Raw genomic sequence first — 21022 nt, forward strand, 5'->3', positions numbered from 1 at the left:
ACATGTGTCGCAAGCTTTTACGACATCAAGCTGGGCGATTCGTCGGTTATCTCCTTGTTACCGGCGTAGAAGGCGCGGGCCAGTGGCGAATGGGCGAGTCCGCCGATACCGGCGGCGATCAGCGCTCCGGCGACCGCGACCCCGGCCAGCGACCCGGCGGTGTGCGGTAGCGCGACCTTGAAGGCCAGCACGCCGACCACGTAACTGACGATCGGATTCGTCACGCTCATGGCCGCGATCGCCCATGGCAGCGGCCCGGCGGCGAAGGCGGTCTGCTCCAATACCAGCCCGCTGAGGGTGGAAACGGCGAGCAGATAGCCGGGCCAGTCGCCGGCGGTGGCGGGAATGCCGCGATAGATCAGATCCTCGGTGGTCAGCTTCATGAAGACCGCGCTCATCGCGAAACAGACGCCGGCGGCCACCGCGACCAGATTCGCCGCCACCCAGATCGGGCAGCGGATGCTGATCAGGGCGAGCAACGCCACCAGCCCCGCGGCGGAGAAGGTGGCCAGCAGTACGCGGCCGCGATCCGAGTCGCCCTCCAGCGGCGCCACGCCGCCGACGCCGAACAGCACTCCCAGCCCGGCGCAGACCAGCAGCGCGAACCAGATGTCGCGCCCGCGCGGGCGACGCCGGCGTCCGAATGCCTCGAGCGGAACCGCGAACAACAGCTGCGTCGACATCAGCGGCTGCACGGCCGCCACCGAACCCAGATGCAGCGCCGCCGCCTGAGTGAGGAAACCCGCGAGATTCGTGATCCAGCCGCGCAGCCATGTGCCACTGCGCAGCAGACGGTGCATGAGTGTGGTCATACCGAAGACCCGGGCCGCCCGGGGTTGTTCGGCGACCACGGTGCGTGCCGCGCGCTGTTGCAGATAACCGGCCGCGGCGAACAGGAATGCGGCCAGCACCCCCAACGCAATGACCAGGACCATGCGGAACTCCGCTCAGGTGATCTATTCGCACTGTACGCCCGAATCCGTGTCGAACCTGATCATGAACGATGAGCGGGAACGGCGGACGAGCGGGGTGCTCAGAGGGCGTGTTCGTCGAGCCAGGTGCGGGCGAGGTCGGCCACCGAGGCGTGTTCGTCACGCACGCGGCGGATCATGGTCGCGAACTCGGCCGTGGTGAGCTCGCCGGCGACGTAGTTGAGTTTCTTGATCTGCCGCTGGTCCAAGGCGCCCTGACGCAGCAGCGGGACGACGTTCTGGGCGCGGAAGGCATACGCCGGATCCGTGACCACGGCCGGATCCGTGCGGGCGACCGAATCGCCGGGGCCACCCGGCAGCAGTGCGACGGCCGAGGTGAACACGCCCGCGTCGACGGTTCCGTCGCGCAATGCCTTTCGTAGTTCGGCATCGCCGGGAAATTCGACGTGACGGGTGATATCGCAGCCGTAGACCGTGCGCAGCGGCGTCACGACGTCGCGCTGCGGGTCCGGCGGCGGCCGCAGCGGGTCGAGTTCGCGTCCGCCGGCGATGCCGACGGTCAGCTCACCGCAATGCGGTGCCAGATCGGCGGCATTCGCCGGATAGCGCGCGGCTGCGGCGGCGCCGAGCGCCAGTTGCGGGCGCAGGTCCGTGGCGTCGGCGAGATCGGACACCGCCAGTCCCTCCGGAACGGCCCGGCTCAAGTCGTCGGCGACCGAGCCGACATAGCGCGCCTCGAGCGTGACCGGCGACCCCGCCGTCGTGTCGACCGCCGGGCCGGGGGCATGGTGTGCCGCGACGCTCTCGGCCGTCGCCCGGTCCGGCGCGGTCGCCGAGGACGAGGAGTCGAAGGTGGTCAGGAGATCGCCGCTGGTATCGCCGACCAGAGTGATCGTGCCCGCGTCCAGGGCCGCCAGATAGTCCGCACGTTGTCCGAGATGCTTCTTCACAGTCGTCGGCGTGCCGGCGCGCGCGAGCGCCTGCGCGTAGATTTCGGCGAGCACCTCCGACTGCGCCGAATCGCCGGCGCCGACGGTGATCGTCGCTTCGCCGTCCTCGTTGGCACATGCCACCGCCAGCGTGGCGGCGGTGACGGCGACCAGAACCCGGGCCGTCACTCGCACCGATCCGGCCAATCCCATCCGGCGACACCCACTCCCGATAGTCAGCGACAACCACATCCGGCGGCCGGGGCGGCCCCGGCACAGGAATCGTAGGTGGGCCGCGTCCGGGCGGGCGACCCGCACCGCCCAGCCGACCGCGCCTGCCGGGTCAGCCCGCGATCCCCGCTGTACCCGATTCCCCGTACGGGTTGCCCTCCCGCGGCCGGGAACGTTCGTTCGCGCGGCGCAGCGAGGCGATCTCGCGCGCCGCACGCCTGCTCCGCTGCCGCTTGTCCGAAGTGCCGTCGCCAGTAGCGCGACGCCCCGTCACCCGTTCGATGAATCTACGAATTCTCAAGTGCACCAACCTGTTACGCTGTCCTGTTACCGGTCATTCTACGCCCGCCCACCGACAAGTAGCGGCTCCCGCGGCGACCGCGAACCGGACTCTCGAGCAGTATTCAGCCGGGTCTCAGCCGGGGCGACGAATAATGTGCGGGTGCAGCCGGGACGCATTCTCCTGATCGAAGACGCCGACGCCATTCGCACGGCGGTCGCGGCGGCCGTGCACGCCGCCGGGCACGAGGTCCTGGCCCGCGAACACGGCGACCGGCTCGAGCCCGACCTGGAGCGATTCCGTCCCGATGTCGTCGTGCTCGACGTGATGCTGCCGGGTCGCGACGGTTTCGGCCTGCTCGAGGTGGTGCGCGCCCGCAGCAGTGCCGGAGTGGTGATGCTGACCGCGCGCGACGGTGTGGAGGACCGGGTGCGCGGACTGCGATCCGGTTCCGACGACTACGTGGTGAAACCCTTCGACCTGGCCGAACTGGTGGCACGGATCGAGGCGCTGCTGCGGCGGATGGGGCGTATGCACAGTCGCATCGCCATCGACGATCTGGTGCTGGAAACCGACTCCGGCGTGGTGCTGCGTGGCCGCGAACCGATCAGCCTCACCGCCACCGAATTCAAACTCCTCGCCTACCTCGCCGCGCACCGCGACCGAGTCGTCACCAAAACCCAAATCCTCACCGCGGTCTGGGGTTACGAGGACTACGACCCGAACCTCGTGGAGGTCTACGTCAGCGCGGTGCGCCGCAAACTGGAGGAACACGGACCGCGACTGCTGCACACGGTGCGCGGTATGGGCTACGCGTTACGGGCGAATCCGCGATGAGCGGCGATCCCGGCCACCGCGCGCCCCCACCGTCCGATCTCTCCGGCGACGCCGGCGAATCCGGACCGCACGCGTTGCCGACGATATCGCTGCGCCGCCGGGTAACCTTCACGGCGGCAACGGTTTCCGGGCTCGCACTGGTCGTGGTGGCGCTGGCGGTGCACAGTCTGTTCGGCATCGTGGTGGCGCGCAGCGAGAACACTGTGCTCACCGATCGGGCGCAGCTGGCCCGGCAACTCGCGCAGCAGAACACTCCGCCCGCGGAATTGATCGCCCGCGTGGACAATCGCTCGGTCCGGGCGCGGCTGGTCCTGGCCGACGGCACCGCCTACGGCAGTCTCTCGCCCCGGCACGCCGGCGACAGCGGTATCCGGACCAGAACCATCACCCTGGGCGGCGGCGGCACGGTGGACCGCGCCCGGCTCACCCTGCAGGTCGACACCCCGCTGCTGACCAAGCTGCGGTCGCGCCTGGGCCTGGTCCTGATCGGGGTGACCGCGACCGCCCTCGTCGTGATCACCGCGGCGCTGTGGTGGGGACTGCGCCGAGCGCTGGCGCCCTTGGATTCGATGACCCGGCTGGCCCGCGACATCGCCCGCGGCCGCCGTGGGCGCCGCCTCTCCCCCGCCCGTACGGATACCGAATTGGGCCGCGCGGCGAGCGCATTCGACGAAATGCTGGACGCCCTGGAGGGCGCGGAGGCCCGGGCCCGGGCCTCCGAACAGCAGATGCGCGCCTTCGTCGGCGACGCCGCGCACGAACTGCGCACCCCGATCGCGGGGATCAAGGCCATGGCCGAAGCGGTGCTGCATCAACCCGCCGATATCGACACCGAAGAGCGTGAGCGCATGTACCTGCTGCTGGTGCGCGAGGCGCAGCGGGCCGGCCGCCTGGTGGAGGATCTGCTGGACATGGCGCGCATCGACGCCGGGCTCACCCTGCACCCGCAGCCGGTCGACCTGCACGAACTGGCCCGAACCCAGCTGGACCGGATGCGAGTCCTGCATCCCGGCATAGCTTTCCGGCTCACCGGCCCCTCGGTGCGGGCGGTCGCCGACCCCGAACGCATCGGCCAGATCCTGGTCAACCTCCTGGCCAACGCCTGCCAGGCCATGGGACAGGACGGAACGGTGAGTGTCACCGTCGTCGAGCCCGGCACGCCCGGCGACCGGCCGGACACCCTGCCCCCCAGGGCCGAAATCCATGTCGCCGATACGGGTCCGGGCGTGCCCGCCTCGGAACGCGAGCACATCTTCGACCGCCTGGTCCGCCTCGACGCCGCCCGCGACCGGCGCCGCGACGGCGCGGGTATGGGCCTGGCCATCGCGCGCGGGATCGCCCGGGCCCACGGGGGTGACCTCCGCTGCGTCGAGCCGCCGCCCGGAACCGCCGGCGCGGTATTCGTACTGACGCTTCCGCCGGCTCCGCCCTCTCCCGATGGTCACACCGGCCGCGCGGTGAGCGCCGAAGGCCGCCCGCCTTTCTGAAGTTCGGCTGAAGATCCGTCCGGCCCACTCGGCGTTTTCAGGGTCCTTTCAGATTCGGCGCGCAGATTCGGACCCGACACGTTCCCGTCACGAATGGAGTTACCGGTATGAAGCGCACTGTCGCCGCCCTGCTGGCCGGCACCGCCGGAATCGCCGCCCTCGCCGTCGCCGTGCCCGGCGTCGCCTCGGCCGACGCCCCGCAGTGCAGCCCGCAGGCACGCGCCCAGGTCCAGGCCCAGACCGCCCCGCAGGTCGCGGCATTCCTGGCGGGCCACCCGGATCTGGCCGCCGAGCTGGCCAAGGTGAAGGGTATGCCGAAGGATCAGCGCAAGGCCGAGATGCAGGCCTACCGCCAGGGCCACCAGCAGGAGCTGAAGGACTTCCGCGGGGTGCGGCAGCCGATGATCGACTACCGCAAGGCCTGCCACAAGAAGTAGCAGCCGCGCGTCGGCATCCGAATACGGCGAGGGCGCCCCGGGAGTTCCCGGGGCGCCCTCGCCGTGATCGAACCTGTTGTTACGCAACGCCTTCCGCGCGCGCGGCCGCGGCCACGGCCTCGGCGACCGCCGGAGCGACCCGGGGATCGAGCGGGCTCGGGATGATCTTGTCGACCGAGAGTTCGTCGGCCACCACACCGAAGATGGCGTTGGCGGCGGCCACCTTCATGCCCTCGGTGATCCGGCGCGCACCGGCATCCAGCGCACCCTTGAACACGCCCGGGAAGGCGAGCACGTTGTTGATCTGGTTCGGGAAGTCGCTGCGGCCGGTCGCCACGATGGCGGCGTAGCGGTGCGCGACCTCCGGGTGGATCTCCGGATCCGGGTTCGACATGGCGAACACGATGGACTCCGGCGCCATCGAGGCGATCAATTCCTCGGCGATGGTCCCGGCCGACAGGCCCAGGAACACATCCGCACCGGCCAGCGCCTCGGCCGCACCGCCGGTGACGCCACGCGGGTTGGTGCGGGCGGCCAGATCGGCCTTCACCTCGTTGAGGTCCGCGCGGTCCCGGCTGACGATGCCCTTCGAGTCGAGCACCACCACATCCGACACGCCGGCGGCCAGCAGGATGTTCGAGCAGGCCACACCCGCGGCACCGGCGCCGGAGACGACCACTTTCAGGTCGGCGATATCGCGCCCCTGCACCTTGGCCGCGCCGTTGAGCGCCGCCAGCACCACGATGGCGGTGCCGTGCTGGTCGTCGTGCATGACCGGGCAGTCCAGCGCCTCGACGACGCGCTTCTCGATCTCGAAGCAGCGCGGGGCGGAGATGTCCTCCAGGTTCACCGCACCGAAGCTCGGACGCAGGCGCACCAGGGTTTCCACGATCTCGTCGACATCCTTGGTGTCGAGCACGATCGGAATCGAGTCCAGCCCGGCGAACTTCTTGAACAGCGCGGCCTTGCCCTCCATGACCGGCAGCGACGCCCGCGGACCGATGTCACCCAGGCCGAGGACCGCGGTGCCGTCGCTGACCACGACCACCAGACGGTCGGTCCACGTGTAGCGCTTGGCCAGCGCCTCGTCCTTGTGGATGGCGCGACTCACCTGCGCGACGCCCGGCGTGTACGCGATGGACAGATCACGCTGGGTCTCCAGCGGTGCGGACAATTCCACCGAAAGCTTGCCACCGAGATGGCCGGCGAAAATTTCCTCGTGCGTGATAGCGGACAGATCGGTCGTATCGGTTTCACGGCTCGCTGTAGTGGCATTCGGTGCGTCAGTCACAGATGACACGATTTCACTCCTGCTCGGTCCGGGCTGAACCGGCTCACGGTTACCGCCGGGTTTTCGTATAAAAGGTCTTCGAAATTCGAACGATGTGCGCCGACCGCGCGTTCACGTGGCCGCGCAAAACCGTTCGGTGATTACATCGCGGCATGCCGTGGGGGTACCGGCTGGTACGGCATACGCGCGTTCGCGCCTTTGCGGGCTTGCTTCTTTGCGATCTGGCCGCGCACGATCCGTCGAGCGAGAACCGGACGGGTGGTCCGGGCAAGGCTGCGGGGTGATCCGCGGATCGGAGCCGTGCGTCACGAACCGAAGGTCACCAACCGTCCCGGACCGGGCGGTGGCGTCGGCCGGGAATCCGCAACATTCTGCCAGTACCGACAGGGAGTTGCAAAATCGCTCCTCGACCGGGGCACGATCCCCGCGATGCGGGGCCGGCCCGAGGGCGGGTGTCTACTGCCATCTTCCGAGGGTAGGGCCCCCGAATTACCTGCGCGTAAGGGGAAACTCGCCCCTGCTGGGAAGCAGCGGTGAACAGTCCCACCGCCACCCGGAACGCCGATGTGAGCTCAGGGTGACGCAGGCTGCCGCCTCCGGGACTGTCCGCTACGCCGGGCGCACCCAGATCTCGTTCACGCCGCCGGTCAGCAGGCGGCGCCGCCAGTTGCGGGCCGGGCCGGGGTGATCGGTGCGCCGATGCAGGCCCCGGGTCTCGGTGCGCGCCAAGGCGCTGTACTTCGTCCAGCGGGCCACCGCGAGCAAGGCCGCGGCCTGCCGGGCCCGCACCTGGTCGGCGCCGGTGCCGCCGAGCCCGTACTCGGTGACCGGCCACATCGCGTCGAGTTCGGCGATGCTGTCGCGCAGGCTGCCCGCACTGCGCCAATAGCTGCGCCGCAGCGGCAACGTATGTTCCTGCACCAGCCCGATCACCGCACGGGGATCGATGTCCGCGCGCGGATCGTCGCCGGGATGGGAATTCAGCCCGGCCCCCGGAACCGGCCGCGCGTCGCCGACGCGGCCTCGGTGGCGAGCGAACCTCGCCGCGCCCGATCCGGCCCACATTCCGGACGAGATCGCCCACCCGCCGCCGTGCCCGTCGAACCCGCCGACCGCACCGGTGATCGGTTCCCGCGATGCCACGTCCCCCGCGGCATACAGTCCGGGGACCGTTGTGGCGCAATCGAATCCGGTCAGCTTGATCCCACCGGAACCACGCACGGTGCCCTGCAGGACCGGACGCAGACGCACCCGGCCGGCCGACGGCGACGCGTCGGCGCCGGTGCTCGCGGGCACCGCCGTGGTTCCCGATGGCGCCGCCGACGCGGGGCCGTACCGGACCGCGGACTCCGGCGGAATGTCGGCGTAGACCGCCCTCCCCTCCGCCAGTGCGGTGAGGGCCGCGGACCGGACGGTGAAGTCGTCCCCGTCGATGCGAGCCCCCGATTCGTCGTACAGCGAGGCGAACCGGGGCTCACGCAGATCGCTCATCGTCGCGAGACCGTAGGCGCCGGAGAACTCCATCCCCGACAATTCGGTGCCCGCCTCCGCCGCCATCAGCAGACCCTCACCGGTATCGACATCGGTTCCCGCGCCACCGGCCAGAAACGCGCACCCACCCGTCGCGAGCACCACCGCACCCGCGCGGATCGTCCAGCCGCGGTATCGGTCGTCACCGGCGAGCCCACCGGCCCCGCACACCACGCCGTCGGCGTCGACCAGCAGATACAGCGCCGGATGATGATCGACGACCTGGACACCCAATCGGAACAGCGTGCGCCGCAGCGCCGCCAGATACCGCCGGCCCTCGAGGTGGACGCGTGTCGACGGCCCGTCTCCGGCCTGGCGGTATCCCCAGCGCAGCAAGTGGGCGATGCGGTGATGGGTCTCGCCGAGCACCCGGTCCATCCACTCGGGGTCACCGAGGTCACCGCCGCGCGAGAGACTGTGCGCCAGCGCTCGCTCCCGCTCCGGCCCGGGCGGGATATCCCACAGTGCGACAACGCCTTTCGACGTCGGACCGCATTCACCGCAACGCCCCTTGTCGACCAGGATCACGCGCGCTCCGGCCGTCGCCGCCGTCAACGCCGCCCAGGCGCCCGCCGGGCCGCCACCCACCACCAGCACATCGGCGGACGCCTCCGCCGCGAACTCGGATTCCGCGCGAATAGTGGACCGGCTACGCACGCTCACAAAGGAAAATATTCGGCCACAATTCATCCGGCCGCAACTGTTACGCGGAGATCAATTCCACCATTGCGTAACCAATAGGTAACCCGCCGCCACAAAGACGACCAGAGATCCGAAAAACGCCGGAATTCCCCGACGTCGGTCGGAAAAAATTTGCGCGCCGAGCGCCAGCACCGCCATTCCGATATGCCAGCCGACACTGCTCGCACCCGGTCCGGGAAATCCGCGCCGCACCCCCAGGACCGCCGCGCCGACGACGACCGCCGCCAGCACCACCAGTCCGGCGGCCACCGTTCCGCTGAGCGCCCGCACGACTCTCACGAGGCGGCCACCGCGACGCCGCTCGCCTTCTCGGCCAGACGCTCGAATTGCTCTGCGTCCGTGAGGCATTCGCCCAGGCCCACGGGTTTGTCGGCGCCGTGGTAATCCGAGGATCCGGTACCGATGAGGTCCAGCTCGCGCGCCAGCTCGCGCAGCACCGCCCGGTCGGCGGGATTGTGGTCGGGGTGATCGATCTCGAGTCCGCCCAGCCCGTGCTCGGCCAGATCGCGGATGTCGTCGAGCGCCAGCAGCCGCCCCCGGGTGCGGGCGCGCGCGTGCGCGACCACGGTCACCCCGCCGGCCGCGGCCACCATCTCCACCGCCTGCCGCAACGGCGTGTCGGCCTTCTCGACGTAATAGCGGCCGCGCGGCGCGAGCAGATCGTCGAAGGCCGCGCCGACGGTCGGGACCACGCCGGCCTCGACCAGCGCTCGCGCCAGATGTGGGCGTCCTGCTGCCGGACCCGCTGCGGCGAGTACCGCGTCCGGGTCGATCGGCAGGCCATCGGCCACCATGAGATCGGCCATCGCGCGCACTCGCGAGACGCGCTCGGTGCGCAACCGCTCGCGTTCGGCGGCGAAGGCGGCATCGGCCGGATCGAACAGGTAGGCCAGCAGATGCACCGGCACCGGCCAGCCGTCCTCACCCATGCCGACGCAGGACATCTCCATCCCGCGCACCAAACGCAGCCCCGCCGGCAGCGCGGCGACCGCCTCGTCCCATCCGGAGGTGGTGTCGTGATCGGTGATCGCCACCACGTCCAGCCCCGCCGCCGCGGCCGCGCGCATCAGATCGCCGGGAGTGTCGGTGCCGTCGGATGCGGTCGAATGGGTGTGGAGGTCGATACGCACGCGTTCCATCTTGCCCAACTAGCATCCGGGGCGTGCCCTCGATACCGCCGTTTCCCCCGTTCCGTGGCTCCGGGAGGTCGCGGCGCGGGCCGCAGCTGCCCCGAATTCCGGTTCCCACCGCCCGCGCGATCGTCGACTGCGGCGTCTATGTCGACGGCCGCCGCCAGTCCGGACATGTGACCCCGGCGGCCGCGCTGGCACAGGTGCGCGAGCGCGGCGACGGCTTCGTCTGGGTAGGCATGCACGCTCCCGATGCCGACCAGATGGCCGAGGTGGGCGAGATCTTCGGCCTGCACGAACTCGCGGTCGAAGACGCCGTGCACGCCCATCAGCGCCCCAAACTGGAACGCTACGACGACACCCTGTTCCTGGTGTTGCGCACCGTGAAATACCTCGAACACGACCCCAACTCGGTCAGCGAGATCGTGCAGACCGGCGAGATCATGATCTTCATCGGCGCGGATTTCGTGGTTACCGTCCGCCACGGCGAGCACACCGCGCTGAGGGTGGTGCGCGAGGAGATGGAGAAGCATCCCGAACGCCTGGCGCTGGGACCGGGCGCGGTCCTGCACGCCGTGGCCGACCATGTGGTGGATACGTATCTCCTGGTGACTCAGTCGGTCGAAGACGATGTCGAGGGCATGGAGGAAGAGGTCTTCACCCCGCGCAGCCGGCTCACCATCGAGGCCATCTATCAGCTCAAGCGCGAGGTGGTCGAGTTGCGGCGGGCGGTCAACCCGCTGGCGCTGCCGCTGCAGGTGCTCAGCCGCAGTTCGGAACTGCCGATGCCGAAGGAGATCCGACGCTATCTGCGTGACGTCGCCGACCACCACACCGCGGTCGCCGAGCGGATCAGCGATTTCGACGAGGCGCTCAGCGCGCTGATCAACGCGGCGCTGGCGAAGGTCAGCGTGCAGCAGAACACCGATATGCGCAAGATCTCGGCCTGGGCCGCGATGGCCGCGGTGCCGACCATGATCGCCGGCATCTACGGCATGAACTTCACCCATATGCCGGAGTTGTCGTGGACCTACGGATACGGGATGGTGTGGATCGTGATCCTTGTCATCTGCGGTGCGCTGTTCGTCGCGCTGCGGCGCAACAAGTGGTTGTGAGGCGGGACGTTTCGCCGCCGGGTGCCCGCGCGGTCTTACAGATTCGCGGCGGCCCGGTGCGGATCCCGGATGTCGATCCCCGCTTCGGCCCATGCGTCCCGTAGCGCCGCGGCCCCGCGCACCCGCACCCACGCCGCCTCGGTGGCGGTGATCGGCGCGACCGACAGGAATCGCACCGGATCGGCGGGTTCCGGCAGTGCCACCTCGGCGATATCGGCCTCACCCAGCAGGACTGCGGTGAAAGGAGCGTTGTGCCACAACGGTTCTCCGAGGTCGAGCAGCGCATCCGGTTGCAGCACAACGCCTTCCACCGCGGGCGCGGCGATCAGCACGCCGAGTCCGCGCGGCAGGCCCGCCTGGGCACCGGCTCCGCCGCGCAGCGTCAGCACCAGTTCGGCGCGCGGGCCGCGCACGGGGTCGGCCAGCGCCGCCGCGGAATCGGTCATCGGATGCCGGGAGCCGCCGAGGGTGACGTAGTGCACGAACTCGCCGTCGGGGATGCGCAGGATGTCGATCGGCTCCAGGCCGAGGAAGGTCACCGACGCGGAGTCGAAGCGGGTGTCGTCGAATCCCGACCCCGTCCGGGGGATGCCGAAATGCGTCAGTACCGCGGACCGCACCTGATCGAGTTCCATAGCCCTAGAGCGTGCCAGAGCCCTACAGCGCCAGGCGCGCCAGCATATCCCGCGCCTGCTCGGCCACCTTCGGGTCGCACAGCACGTCGTAGCGGCCGGCGACCAGCTGCATGGTGGAGGCGAAGTCGCGGGTGCCGCGGGTGGCGGCGTACGGGATCACCGCCGAGATGAGCCCGAAGATGATGCCGCCGACCAGGCCGACCACCAGCGGCCCGATCACGCCGCCCGTGGTGAACAGGCTCAGCAGCAACCCCAGGAACAGGCCCAGCCAGGCGCCCGAAACCATCCCGCCGCCAATGACTTTGCCCCAGGTCAGCCGGCCCAGCACTCGTTCGACCTGCATCAGATCGACACCCACGATGGTCATGTTCTCCACCGGGAACTGGTTGTCGGCCAGATAGTCGACCGCCCGCTGTGCCTCGGCGTAGGTCGGATAGGAGGCGACCGGCCACCCCGACGGCGGCGTCGGCAAGCCGGGCCGATTGCGATTCGGACTACCCAACGGATTGGTCATAACTCCACGATCCTAGGTCGATATCGCCGCTGCGGCTGGATGCGACGACTCAGCGGCGCACCGCGTGTCCGATTTTACCGCCGAAGGGCAGCACATCGGACATCGCGCCGCCGAGGATCACACCGGGTGGACCGCATGCATCGCCCCGGACGAGCCCGCCTCACGCCAAGCGGACCTCGGCGGTGGCCAGACCGAATATCTTGCGGCCCGCCGACTTCGCGACGACCACCACGACGGCGGTGCGGGTCTGCGGATCGAGGGATTTGATCCGGCCGGTGAATTCGACGACGCCCGCGGACCGAGCATCCACGATCGTGTAGTTCGACAGCCGCACCGCGTATCGGGTCAGCGCTCCGGGGTCGCCGAGCCATCCGGTGACGAAGCCCGCGCCGAGCCCCATCGTGAGCATGCCGTGCGCGATGACGTCGGGCAGGCCCGCGAGCGCGGCGACGCCGTCGTGCCAGTGGATCGGATTGGCGTCACCCGAGACACCCGCGTAGTTCACCAGATCACCGCGTGTGACCCGCGCGGTGCGCGGCGGGAGCTCGTCGCCCACCGCGACCTCTTCGAAGCGAATGGCATTGTGCAGTACGCGCTTTCGCGACACCTCGCAGAAACGGTGGTCGCGGCGGGGCGCGACGGCGGCTTCCAGCACTTCCGCCTCGGAAAGCCCCTGCGCCGCCGACGGCGCCCCGACACCGTGCATGATCACCCGTTCGATCGCACCGCCGATACCCGCGTCGATGTCGTCGCCGGCGACACCGACCGCGGTCGTGTGCATCACGTGGACGACCTCGTCGAACTGATCGGTGAAGGTGTTGGTGACGGTGATCAGATCCTTTCCGGCGATGGTGCGCACCGCGGCGACCTCGACGTCGCTCATCAGACGGTCACCGGAGACCACCGGCCGATGGAACTCGAAGACCTGATCGGTCTGCACGTACACGTCGTAGCCGGTGATGACGCGTTCGAACAGCCGGCGATTGGCCAGCATCGCGGGAATCGACAGGAACGTGGGCGGCGCGACCACCGCGCCGTAGCCGTACTCCGCCGCGGCCGCCTCTCGCCAGTGCACCGGGCCGTGATCCTGCACCGCCCGGGCGTACTCGCGAATCTTCTCCCGCCCGACCTCGTAGTAGTCCTCGGCACGGTAGGCATATCCCACCAGGGACCGCGTGTATGCCGCCACATCCACGGTTAGCTCGGACAAGCCCCACTCCTCAACGCTCGGCTGCGCTGGAGCGTATGCACGCCGGAGCCACCGGTCGCCGGATCCGCCTACCTTTCAGAAGGTTTCACGACACGCGGGCGGGCCGATTGTGAGTTGTCGCTATGCCTGCGGCGGGACGAAACTCGTGGTGCGGGCCATCCCCGCGGCCCGGCCCTTCTCCGCGACGACCTGCGCCATCTTCGCGCTGGCCTCGTCGATCATCTCGTCGCCGAGCATGACCGCGCCGCGGGCGCCGCCGGCGGTCGAGGTGTGATACGCGTAGGCGTCGAGGATTTCCTCGGCGCGGTCGTAATCGGCCTGGCGCGGGCTGAAGATCTCGTTGCACGCCTCGACCTGTGTGGGGTGCAGCACCCATTTGCCGTCGAAACCGAGGGCCGCGGTGCGGGATGCGGCGCGGCGGAAGCCGTCGAGATCGCGGATCTGCAGATAGGGACCGTCGATGGCCTGCAGGCCGTGGGCCCGGGCGGCGAGCAGGATGGTCATCAGAATGTGGTGGTAGGCGTCGCCGGGCGCGTAGCCCTCGGGCTGTTCACCGACCACCAGGGTGCGCATATTGATACTGGCCATGAAGTCGGCGGGACCGAAGACCAGGGTCTGCACGCGCGGACTGGCGGTGGCGATCTCGTCGATGTTGCGCAGTCCCTGCGCGTTCTCGATCTGTGGCTCGATGCCGATGCGGCCCACCTCGAGGCCGTTGGCCTTCTCCAGCTGGGTCAGCAGCAGATCGAGCGCGCGCACCTGGGCGCCGTCGAGCACCTTGGGCAGCAGAATCGCGTCCAGATCGCGGCCTGCGCCCTCGACCACCGAAATGACGTCGGCGTAGGTCCATTCCGTCGTCCAGTCGTTGACCCGCACCACCTTGATCTGATTGCCCCAGCCGGGGGAGTTCAGCGCGGCGACGATATTGGCGCGGGCGGCGGCCTTGGCGGGCGGAGCGACGGCATCCTCGAGGTCGAGAAAGATCTCGTCGGCGGGCAAACCCTTGGCCTTGTCGATCATCCGAAGATTACTGCCGGGTACGGCTAGCACCGATCGACGCGTTGACATGGGCGGCTCCTGAATCGTCTCGCGGGGCGGCACCACATAGCCTTGCACTTATGGCAGCAACGAAAGTTTTCGCCGCCAGGCTGGCGGGCCTGGTGGTACTGGGTCCGGACGGCGAGTCTATCGGCCGTCTGCGGGACGTGGTGATCTCCATCCGCTACGACCGCCAGCAACCCCGGGTGCTGGGACTGCTGGTCGAATTACCCACGCGCAAACGTATTTTCGTCCCGATGCTGCGGGTCAACGCGATCGAGCCGAACTCGGTCAACCTCAACACCGGCACCGTGAGCCTGCGCCGCTTCGAACAGCGGCCCGGCGAAATGCTGGCGTTGGCGCAGGTGCTCGACTCCAAGGTGCGCGTCGTCGACCCCGAACTGCCGGACCTGGAAGGGGTGGACGTCTTCGTCGTCGACCTCGGCATCGAACAGAGCCGCACCCGCGACTGGGTGCTCTCACGGGTGGCGGTGCGCGGACATCGGCGCCTGGGCCGGCGGCGCGAGGTGCACGTGGTCGAGTGGTCGGATGTGCGCGGGCTGACCCAGCACGAACTGAATCTGCCCGGTCAGGACGTCACCCAGCTGCTCGGCCAGTTCGAGGGCCTGCGCCCGGCCGACGTGGCGCATCTGCTGCGCGAACTGCCCGAGAAGCGCCGGATCGAACTGGCCCGGGCCCTCGACGACGAACGACTCGCCGACGTCGTGCAGGAACTTCCGGAGAACGACCAGGTCGACGTGCTGCAGAACCTGGGTGTCGAACGCGCGGCCGATCTACTCGAGGCGATGGACCCCGACGACGCCGCCGACCTGCTCGGCGAGCTGCCCACCGGCGAGGCCGAGGCGCTGCTGGCGCTGATGGATCCGGAGGAATCGGAGCCGGTGCGACGCCTGCTCGAATATTCGCCCTATACCGCGGGCGGCATGATGACGCCGCGCCCAGTGGTCCTCACCCCCGCGGCGACCGTCGCGGAAGCGCTGGCCCGCATCCGCGATCCCGATCTGACACCGGCGCTGGCCTCGATGGTGTTCGTCGTGCGCCCGCCGACGGCCACGCCGACCGGGCGCTACCTGGGCTGCGTGCACACTCAGGCGCTGCTACGGGAGCCGCCCGCGACGCTGGTGGGCGGCCTGGTCGACAGCGATCTGACCCAGTTGCATCCCGATGCCGCGCTCACCGCGGTCACCCGCTATTTCGCGACCTACAACCTGGTCTGCGGGCCGGTGGTGGACGAGGAGAATCACCTGCTCGGCGCGGTGAGCGTCGACGACGTGCTGGATCATCTGCTGCCCGAGGACTGGCGCGAACAGGATGAGGACGCCTCCGAGCCGGCGAGCACCATTCATTCGATCGCGGCGGCGGGCCGCGCGGCGGAGGCAGGGCAAGCGGCGGCCGGAAAGGCGAAAGCATGAGTGAGCGCAGCGAACGCGCTGCCCGTCCGGACAAGCCGATCGCGCGGCAGCGCCTGGAGACCCCGGTCGAATCGCGGTTCCGGTTCGAGATCGACGCCGAAGCGGTGGCGCGGGGCAGTGAGACGGTGGCCCGGTTCCTGGGAACCGGCCGATATCTGCTGTTGCAGTCCGTCGTGGTCGTGGTCTGGATCGGGCTCAATGTCTTCGCGGTCAGCCTGCAGTGGGATCCGTATCCGTTCATCCTGCTCAACCTGGCCTTCTCCACCCAGGCCGCATATGCCGCACCGCTCATCCTGCTGGCCCAGAACCGGCAGGACAACCGCGACAAGGTATCTCTGGAGGAGGATCGCCGCCGCGCGGCACAAACCAAGGCCGACACCGAATTCCTGGCACGGGAGCTGGCGGCGCTGCGGATCGCGGTGGGCGAGGTGGCCACACGCGACTATCTGCGCCGCGAACTCGAAGACATCAAGGACGCTCTGGCGCGGCTCCAACTACACACGCCCCTGGACGACGAAGATGCTGTCGAGACGGCGAAGACCAAGAAAAGTACCGATCGAAAGAGGGGTCGAGTACCGATTTCGCCTCAAATAGATGGCGGCTGACCGCAATTATCGATAACAAGGTGCTGACCGACAGGTAACCTGGATCACGTTGTCCGTGGCGGCCCCGCGCGAATCAGGTCGCTCAACGACTACGAGGGGATTGGTTGTGCCGATGCGAATATCTGGACCGATTACCGTATCGGCGCTGGTGGTTGCGGGTTTGATGGCTACAGGTTCGGCGGCGCACACGACCGCGCGAACCAGTGCGCCCAAGACGGCCGAGGCGCGCTTGGCGGCAGCAAGCTCCCCCACCGACGCCGGCAACTCCGACCCCGAGGCGGTGGGGCTGGTACCGGCCGCTCCCGAACCTCCTCGCAAACTCAGAGCTATGACGGCGCCCGCGGATGGGGCGCCGTTGTTCGGCGGTACCGTGCCGCTGCGGGACATCGCGTTGCCGGGCGGTAGCGGAGCCTTCGGAATTCCGGAGATCGTGCTCGCCGCCTATCGCAATGCCGAACTGACACTGCAGTCCTCGGAGCCGAACTGCGGTCTGAGTTGGAGCCTGCTCGCCGGGATCGGGCGCATCGAGTCCAATCACGCCGGGCACGGCCGCACCGACGCCGCGGGCACGACCATCGGCACCATCTACGGACCGTCGCTGGACGGCACGCTGCCGGGTAACGAGGTCATCAAGGCCGCCGACGGCAATTTCGTGCGGGCGGTCGGCCCGATGCAGTTCCTGCCCGGCACCTGGTCGCTGTACGCGTCCGACGGTAACGGCGACGGCGTCGCGGATCCGAACAACGTCTTCGACGCGTCGCTGGCCGCGGGCAAGTACCTGTGCTCGGGCGGGCTGAATCTGCGTGACCCGCAGCAGGAACTGCGCGCGGTCCTGCGCTACAACAACTCCATGGCCTACGCCGCCAACGTGCTGAGCTGGGCCAATGCCTACAAGACCGGCGGCGCGCCGACCCAGGTGCAGATCTCGCCCGATCTGATTCCGCCGGGCACGATGCAGGCCCCGCCCGCGGGCCCGGACATCCTCGCCGCCAACGGCAGCATTCCGACCACCACCGCGCCGCCGTCGCAGGCCACCACCACCGTGCCGACGCCGCAGCAGCCGACCCAGGTGATGATCAATATTCCGGGGCTGCCGCCGATTCCGTGCGGCATCTTCTGCCCGCCGCCGAAGCCGAATCCGTGCGATCCGGCCGTGGTGCCGGCGCCGATGCCGCAACCCGGGCAACCCGCACAACCGGCCGCACCCGCGCAGACTCAGCGCTGGGCGGCGGGCGACCCGGTGCGCCCGTTCGATCCGCAGGCCGCCGAGGGCAAGCCCGTCGATCCGAACGCGCCCGCGAATCAGCCCGCGAATCAGAATGCGGCCCCGGCCGATCCGAACGCACCGAAGCCGGCGGCCCCGGCGTGCACGCAGCCACAGGGCCAGCCGGCGCCCGGCAGCCAACCCGGGGCACCGGCACAGCCGGACGGGGCACCGGCACCGGCCGCGCCCGAGCAGCAGTCGCAAACGCCTTCCAAGACACCGGAACCCGGCCCGGAGGCTGCCGCGCCCGCACCGGCGGCGCCGCCGAGCCCGACCCAGCAGCCGGGAATCACGCTGCCGTTCGGAATCGTCGTCCCGCTGCCCGTCCTGCCGGGTCCGCCGGCGCCGCCGCAGTAGTCGCTCGATACCCCCGCTGCGATCCGAAACCCCCGCTGAGGCGGGGGTTTCGACGTAAACGGGACAGGCGGTCACGAAGCAGTAACGAAAAGGTCTCGGATGCGGTAATCTGATCTCGTTGTGTCACGAAAAGCTCACAGCGAGCATTGGAGGGTCACCACATCGTGGGACGTCACCGTAAGCAGCCGGCCACCCCTGTCCGGCGCGGATCCGTTATCGCTCTGACCGGACTCGTCCCCGCGGGACTCGTCGCCGTCGGCGCCTCTGCCGCCGAGGTCAACACCGGCGAATTCACCGCTGTGGCTCTGCCGCAACACACTCCGGACGCCCAGCAGGCCGTCGACCAGCAGGCCGCGCCGGACGAAATGATGCGCGCCGCAAAGCATCCCGGCCCGCCGATCGTGAAAACCGTTGCGCAGCCGGAAGGCCGGGTCGCCGCCGATCTGCCGCCGGGGCCCAACGGTATGCCCGGCATCGCCTACGCGGCGTACCAGAACGCGGAACGCATTCTGGCCCAGGAGGAACCGGACTGCCACATGCCGTGGTCGGTGCTTGCGGGTATCGGACAGGTCGAATCGCATCACGCCTACGGCAAGGCCGATTCCAAGGGTGTCGCGCTCGACCCGATCTACGGGCCCGTCCTCGACGGCAGCCTGGCGGGCAACAACGTCGTGCACGCGAACGGCGACGACCTCGACGGCGGCATGCAGGGCTTCACCCGGGCGGTCGGCCCGATGCAGTTCCTGCCCGAGACGTGGCGCAAATTCGCCGGAGACGGCGACGGCGACGGCATCGCCGATCCGCAGAACCTGTTCGACGCCGCCCTGACCGCGGGCAACTACCTCTGCTCGGGCGGGCTGGACATGACGGATCTGTCGCAGCAGTCCAAGGCGATCATGCGCTACAACAACTCGATGGCCTACGTCGCCAATGTGATGGCGTGGGAGGTCGCGTACCGCACGGGTGTGGCGCCCAAGCCCAGCCAGCTGCCGCGTATCTGAGCCGGACGGTGACGGGCCCAGGCTGCCGCCTCCGGCCTCGTCGCTCCGGTCGCTGTGTCTATGGCGACCTACGCGGCGGCCTCCGGGGTTACGCAGGCTGCCGCCTCCGGCCTCGTCGCTCCGGTCGCTAGACTCACGGCTATGCCAGTGGTTACGGAAACGGATGTGCGGGGCGCGCTCGCAAAGGTGGACGACCCGGAGATCCGCAAGCCGATCACCGAACTCGGCATGGTCAAGAGCGTCTCGGTCCGCGACGACAGCAGTGTGCACGTCGAGATCTATCTGACGACCGCGGCCTGCCCGCTGCGCACCAAGCTCACCGAGATGGTCACCAAGGCGGTGGCCGACGTCGCCGGCGTCGGTGCCGTGACCGTCGACCTCGATGTGATGAGCGACGAGCAGCGCACCGAACTGCGCAAGCAGCTGCGCGGCGATTCCGCCGACCCGGTGATCCCGTTCGCCCAGCCCGGATCGCTGACCCGCGTGTACGCGGTCGCCTCCGGTAAGGGCGGCGTCGGAAAGTCGAGCGTCACGGTCAATCTCGCGGCCGCGCTCGCCGCGCGAGGTCTGTCGGTCGGCGTGCTGGACGCCGATATCTACGGCCATTCCGTACCGCGCATGCTCGGCACGGACCAGCGGCCCACGCAGGTCGAGCGGATGATCATGCCGCCGGTCGCCCACGACGTGAAGGTCATCTCGATCGCCATGTTCACCCAGGGCAACACCCCCGTGGTGTGGCGCGGCCCGATGCTGCACCGGGCGCTGCAGCAGTTCCTGGCCGACGTGTTCTGGGGCGATCTGGACGTGCTGCTGCTGGACCTGCCGCCCGGCACCGGTGACGTCGCGATCTCCATCGCTCAGCTGATTCCCAACGCCGAGATCCTGGTGGTGACCACGCCGCAGCCGGCCGCCGCCGAGGTCGCCGAACGGGCCGGGGCCATCGCCCTGCAGACCCGCCAGCGCATCGCCGGTGTGGTGGAGAACATGTCGTGGCTGGATCTGCCCGACGGATCCCGCATGGAGCTCTACGGTTCGGGCGGCGGCCAGGCCGTCGCCGACCGGCTCACCCGCGCGGTCGGCGCCGAGGTGCCGCTGCTCGGCCAGATCCCGATCACCCAGGAATTGCGCGAGGCCGGTGACGAGGGCACCCCGATCGTGCTGAGTGACCCGGAAAACCCCGCGGCACAAGCCCTTCTCGGGATCGCCGATAAATTGGCGGTGCGCCGCCGCGGGCTGGCGGGCATGTCGCTGGGCATCGACACCACCCGTCACCTGTAGGGCGGTACCGGCCCGCCACAGCTGCCGAGATCGCTGTCGGTGTCGCCACCTAAGCTCGACCTATGCTCACGCTGCTGTTGTACGTGCTCATCGTCGGCTTGGTGGCCGCGTTGCTGTTCCTGGTGGCCAGTGCGGTGTTCGGGCGCGGGGAGGAATTGGGGCCGCTGCCGGAGGGGACGACGGTGACGGTGCTGCCCGCCGCGGGGATTCGCGGCTCGGATGTGCGCGCGTTGCGGTTCCAGCAGGTGTTCCGGGGGTACAAGGCGGGCGAGGTCGACTGGGCGCTGAGTCGATTGGCCGCCCGGATCGACGAGCTGGAAATGCTACTCGAGCGCAGCCGCAGCACCTCCCTATCCGCCGCCGGAGAACCGGAAACCCGACCGGCGCAACCGAATACGGGAAGCATGCTCCCTCCCACGGACACGCCCCCGGCCGCCGGCAACAGTACGACCACCAACTTCAGCACCGGAACCTCCTTCGGTGGCGCCACCTTCGCCGGTCCCGGCGGCGCCACCTTGGCCGGTCCCGGCATCGCGACTCCCAACGATCTAGGTGGACCGGCTTCGACCGGTCCAGGCACCCCGGCTGTCGGCGGTGCGACCGGTCAGAGTCCTGCCGATAGCTCCCGCACCGGCTTCACCCCCGGCGCGAGTTTCGCCCCCGGTGGTGGTTTCGGCAGCCTGCCCGCCGGGTCGGGAATGCCCACCGGCACCGCCCTCCCCGGCACCGCCCTCCCCGGCACCGCCTTCCCCGGAACCGGCTACCCGGCGAACGGATACGCACCGG

General features: G+C 69.4%; 19 protein-coding genes and 1 pseudogene. 10 read left to right on the forward strand and 10 right to left on the reverse strand.

The annotated features are described in order from the left end of the window. Positions 1–17: 17 nt before the first annotated feature. Positions 18–935, reverse strand: coding sequence for a DMT family transporter (locus NE2_RS14820; protein WP_063026568.1), 918 nt, complete (start codon positions 933–935; stop codon positions 18–20). 98 nt (positions 936–1033) lie between these two features. Then, entirely contained in the window at positions 1034–2074 is a 1041-nt protein-coding gene (locus NE2_RS14825; RefSeq protein ID WP_063026570.1) for a glycine betaine ABC transporter substrate-binding protein, read from the reverse strand. A 460-nt stretch (positions 2075–2534) separates the two neighbouring features. Here NE2_RS14825 and NE2_RS14830 point away from each other — a divergent pair, with 460 nt between their 5' ends. The 3 genes from NE2_RS14830 to NE2_RS14840 all read left to right on the forward strand — a co-directional run bounded on the left by NE2_RS14830 (position 2535) and on the right by NE2_RS14840 (position 5133). Then, positions 2535–3209 (forward strand): response regulator transcription factor, encoded by a 675-nt coding sequence (locus NE2_RS14830; protein WP_063026572.1) that lies wholly within the window; start codon positions 2535–2537, stop codon positions 3207–3209. Then, a complete protein-coding gene (locus NE2_RS14835) occupies positions 3206–4696 on the forward strand; it encodes a HAMP domain-containing sensor histidine kinase (protein WP_084494046.1) in 1491 nt (496 codons plus the stop codon). Before NE2_RS14830 ends, NE2_RS14835 begins: the two co-directional genes overlap by 4 nt. 107 nt (positions 4697–4803) lie before the next feature. Then, positions 4804–5133: a heme-binding protein gene (locus NE2_RS14840; RefSeq protein WP_030514921.1), complete on the forward strand. Its 330-nt coding sequence runs from the start codon at positions 4804–4806 to the stop codon at positions 5131–5133. A 79-nt stretch (positions 5134–5212) separates the two neighbouring features. On the opposite strand, the gene NE2_RS14845 is transcribed toward NE2_RS14840, so the two are convergent. The 4 genes from NE2_RS14845 to NE2_RS14860 form a co-directional block, all read right to left on the reverse strand. Then, entirely contained in the window at positions 5213–6433 is a 1221-nt protein-coding gene (locus tag NE2_RS14845; RefSeq protein WP_373862249.1) for an NAD(P)-dependent malic enzyme, read from the reverse strand. Positions 6434–7033: 600 nt separating this feature from the next. Next, on the reverse strand, positions 7034–8617 hold the full coding sequence (locus NE2_RS14850) for an FAD-binding protein (protein ID WP_373862250.1): 1584 nt from the start codon (positions 8615–8617) through the stop codon (positions 7034–7036). A gap of 51 nt (positions 8618–8668) precedes the next feature. Further along, positions 8669–8905: a hypothetical protein gene (locus tag NE2_RS14855; RefSeq protein WP_233429784.1), complete on the reverse strand. Its 237-nt coding sequence runs from the start codon at positions 8903–8905 to the stop codon at positions 8669–8671. A gap of 26 nt (positions 8906–8931) precedes the next feature. Beyond that, a complete protein-coding gene (locus NE2_RS14860; RefSeq protein ID WP_063026749.1) occupies positions 8932–9786 on the reverse strand; it encodes a PHP domain-containing protein in 855 nt (284 codons plus the stop codon). Between the two features lie 32 nt (positions 9787–9818). On the opposite strand from NE2_RS14860, the gene NE2_RS14865 reads away from it, so the two are divergent. Continuing rightward, complete coding sequence (locus NE2_RS14865) at positions 9819–10901, forward strand: magnesium and cobalt transport protein CorA (RefSeq protein ID WP_063026574.1); 1083 nt, start codon at positions 9819–9821, stop codon at positions 10899–10901. Positions 10902–10936: 35 nt separating this feature from the next. Here the strand turns inward: NE2_RS14865 and NE2_RS14870 are convergent, their stop codons facing one another. The 4 genes from NE2_RS14870 to NE2_RS14885 all read right to left on the reverse strand — a co-directional run bounded on the left by NE2_RS14870 (position 10937) and on the right by NE2_RS14885 (position 14328). Next, the gene (locus tag NE2_RS14870) at positions 10937–11536 is read right to left on the reverse strand and encodes a suppressor of fused domain protein (protein ID WP_082856862.1); all 600 of its coding nucleotides are present in this window, start codon (positions 11534–11536) and stop codon (positions 10937–10939) included. Between the two features lie 22 nt (positions 11537–11558). After that, positions 11559–12050 carry a YflT domain-containing protein gene (locus tag NE2_RS14875; RefSeq protein WP_030514914.1) on the reverse strand — a complete coding sequence of 164 codons (492 nt, stop codon included), beginning with the start codon at positions 12048–12050 and terminating at the stop codon, positions 11559–11561. Between the two features lie 160 nt (positions 12051–12210). After that, positions 12211–13260 (reverse strand): fused (3R)-hydroxyacyl-ACP dehydratase subunits HadA/HadB, encoded by a 1050-nt coding sequence (locus NE2_RS14880; protein WP_084494048.1) that lies wholly within the window; start codon positions 13258–13260, stop codon positions 12211–12213. Between the two features lie 120 nt (positions 13261–13380). Beyond that, positions 13381–14328 carry an HpcH/HpaI aldolase/citrate lyase family protein gene (locus NE2_RS14885; protein WP_063026753.1) on the reverse strand — a complete coding sequence of 316 codons (948 nt, stop codon included), beginning with the start codon at positions 14326–14328 and terminating at the stop codon, positions 13381–13383. A gap of 50 nt (positions 14329–14378) precedes the next feature. On the opposite strand from NE2_RS14885, the gene NE2_RS14890 reads away from it, so the two are divergent. From NE2_RS14890 to NE2_RS14915, 6 genes and pseudogenes are all read left to right on the forward strand, one after another. Then, the gene (locus NE2_RS14890; RefSeq protein ID WP_083871196.1) at positions 14379–15731 is read left to right on the forward strand and encodes a magnesium transporter MgtE N-terminal domain-containing protein; all 1353 of its coding nucleotides are present in this window, start codon (positions 14379–14381) and stop codon (positions 15729–15731) included. Beyond that, a complete protein-coding gene (locus NE2_RS14895) occupies positions 15728–16336 on the forward strand; it encodes a DUF1003 domain-containing protein (protein WP_063026579.1) in 609 nt (202 codons plus the stop codon). The genes NE2_RS14890 and NE2_RS14895 overlap by 4 nt, the downstream gene beginning before the upstream one ends. A gap of 163 nt (positions 16337–16499) precedes the next feature. Beyond that, positions 16500–17957: a lytic transglycosylase domain-containing protein gene (locus NE2_RS14900; RefSeq protein WP_228817290.1), complete on the forward strand. Its 1458-nt coding sequence runs from the start codon at positions 16500–16502 to the stop codon at positions 17955–17957. A 164-nt stretch (positions 17958–18121) separates the two neighbouring features. Next, on the forward strand, positions 18122–18958 hold the full coding sequence (locus NE2_RS14905) for a lytic transglycosylase domain-containing protein (RefSeq protein WP_063026755.1): 837 nt from the start codon (positions 18122–18124) through the stop codon (positions 18956–18958). A gap of 141 nt (positions 18959–19099) precedes the next feature. Then, positions 19100–20236 carry an Mrp/NBP35 family ATP-binding protein gene (locus NE2_RS14910; RefSeq protein WP_063026583.1) on the forward strand — a complete coding sequence of 379 codons (1137 nt, stop codon included), beginning with the start codon at positions 19100–19102 and terminating at the stop codon, positions 20234–20236. 62 nt (positions 20237–20298) lie between these two features. Beyond that, positions 20299–20619, forward strand: a pseudogene (locus NE2_RS14915) (DivIVA domain-containing protein); the annotation flags it as partial. Between the last annotated feature and the right edge of the window lie 403 nt (positions 20620–21022).

It is taken from the genome of Nocardia elegans NBRC 108235, assembly GCF_001612845.1.
In the GTDB taxonomy this organism is placed as follows: domain Bacteria; phylum Actinomycetota; class Actinomycetes; order Mycobacteriales; family Mycobacteriaceae; genus Nocardia; species Nocardia nova.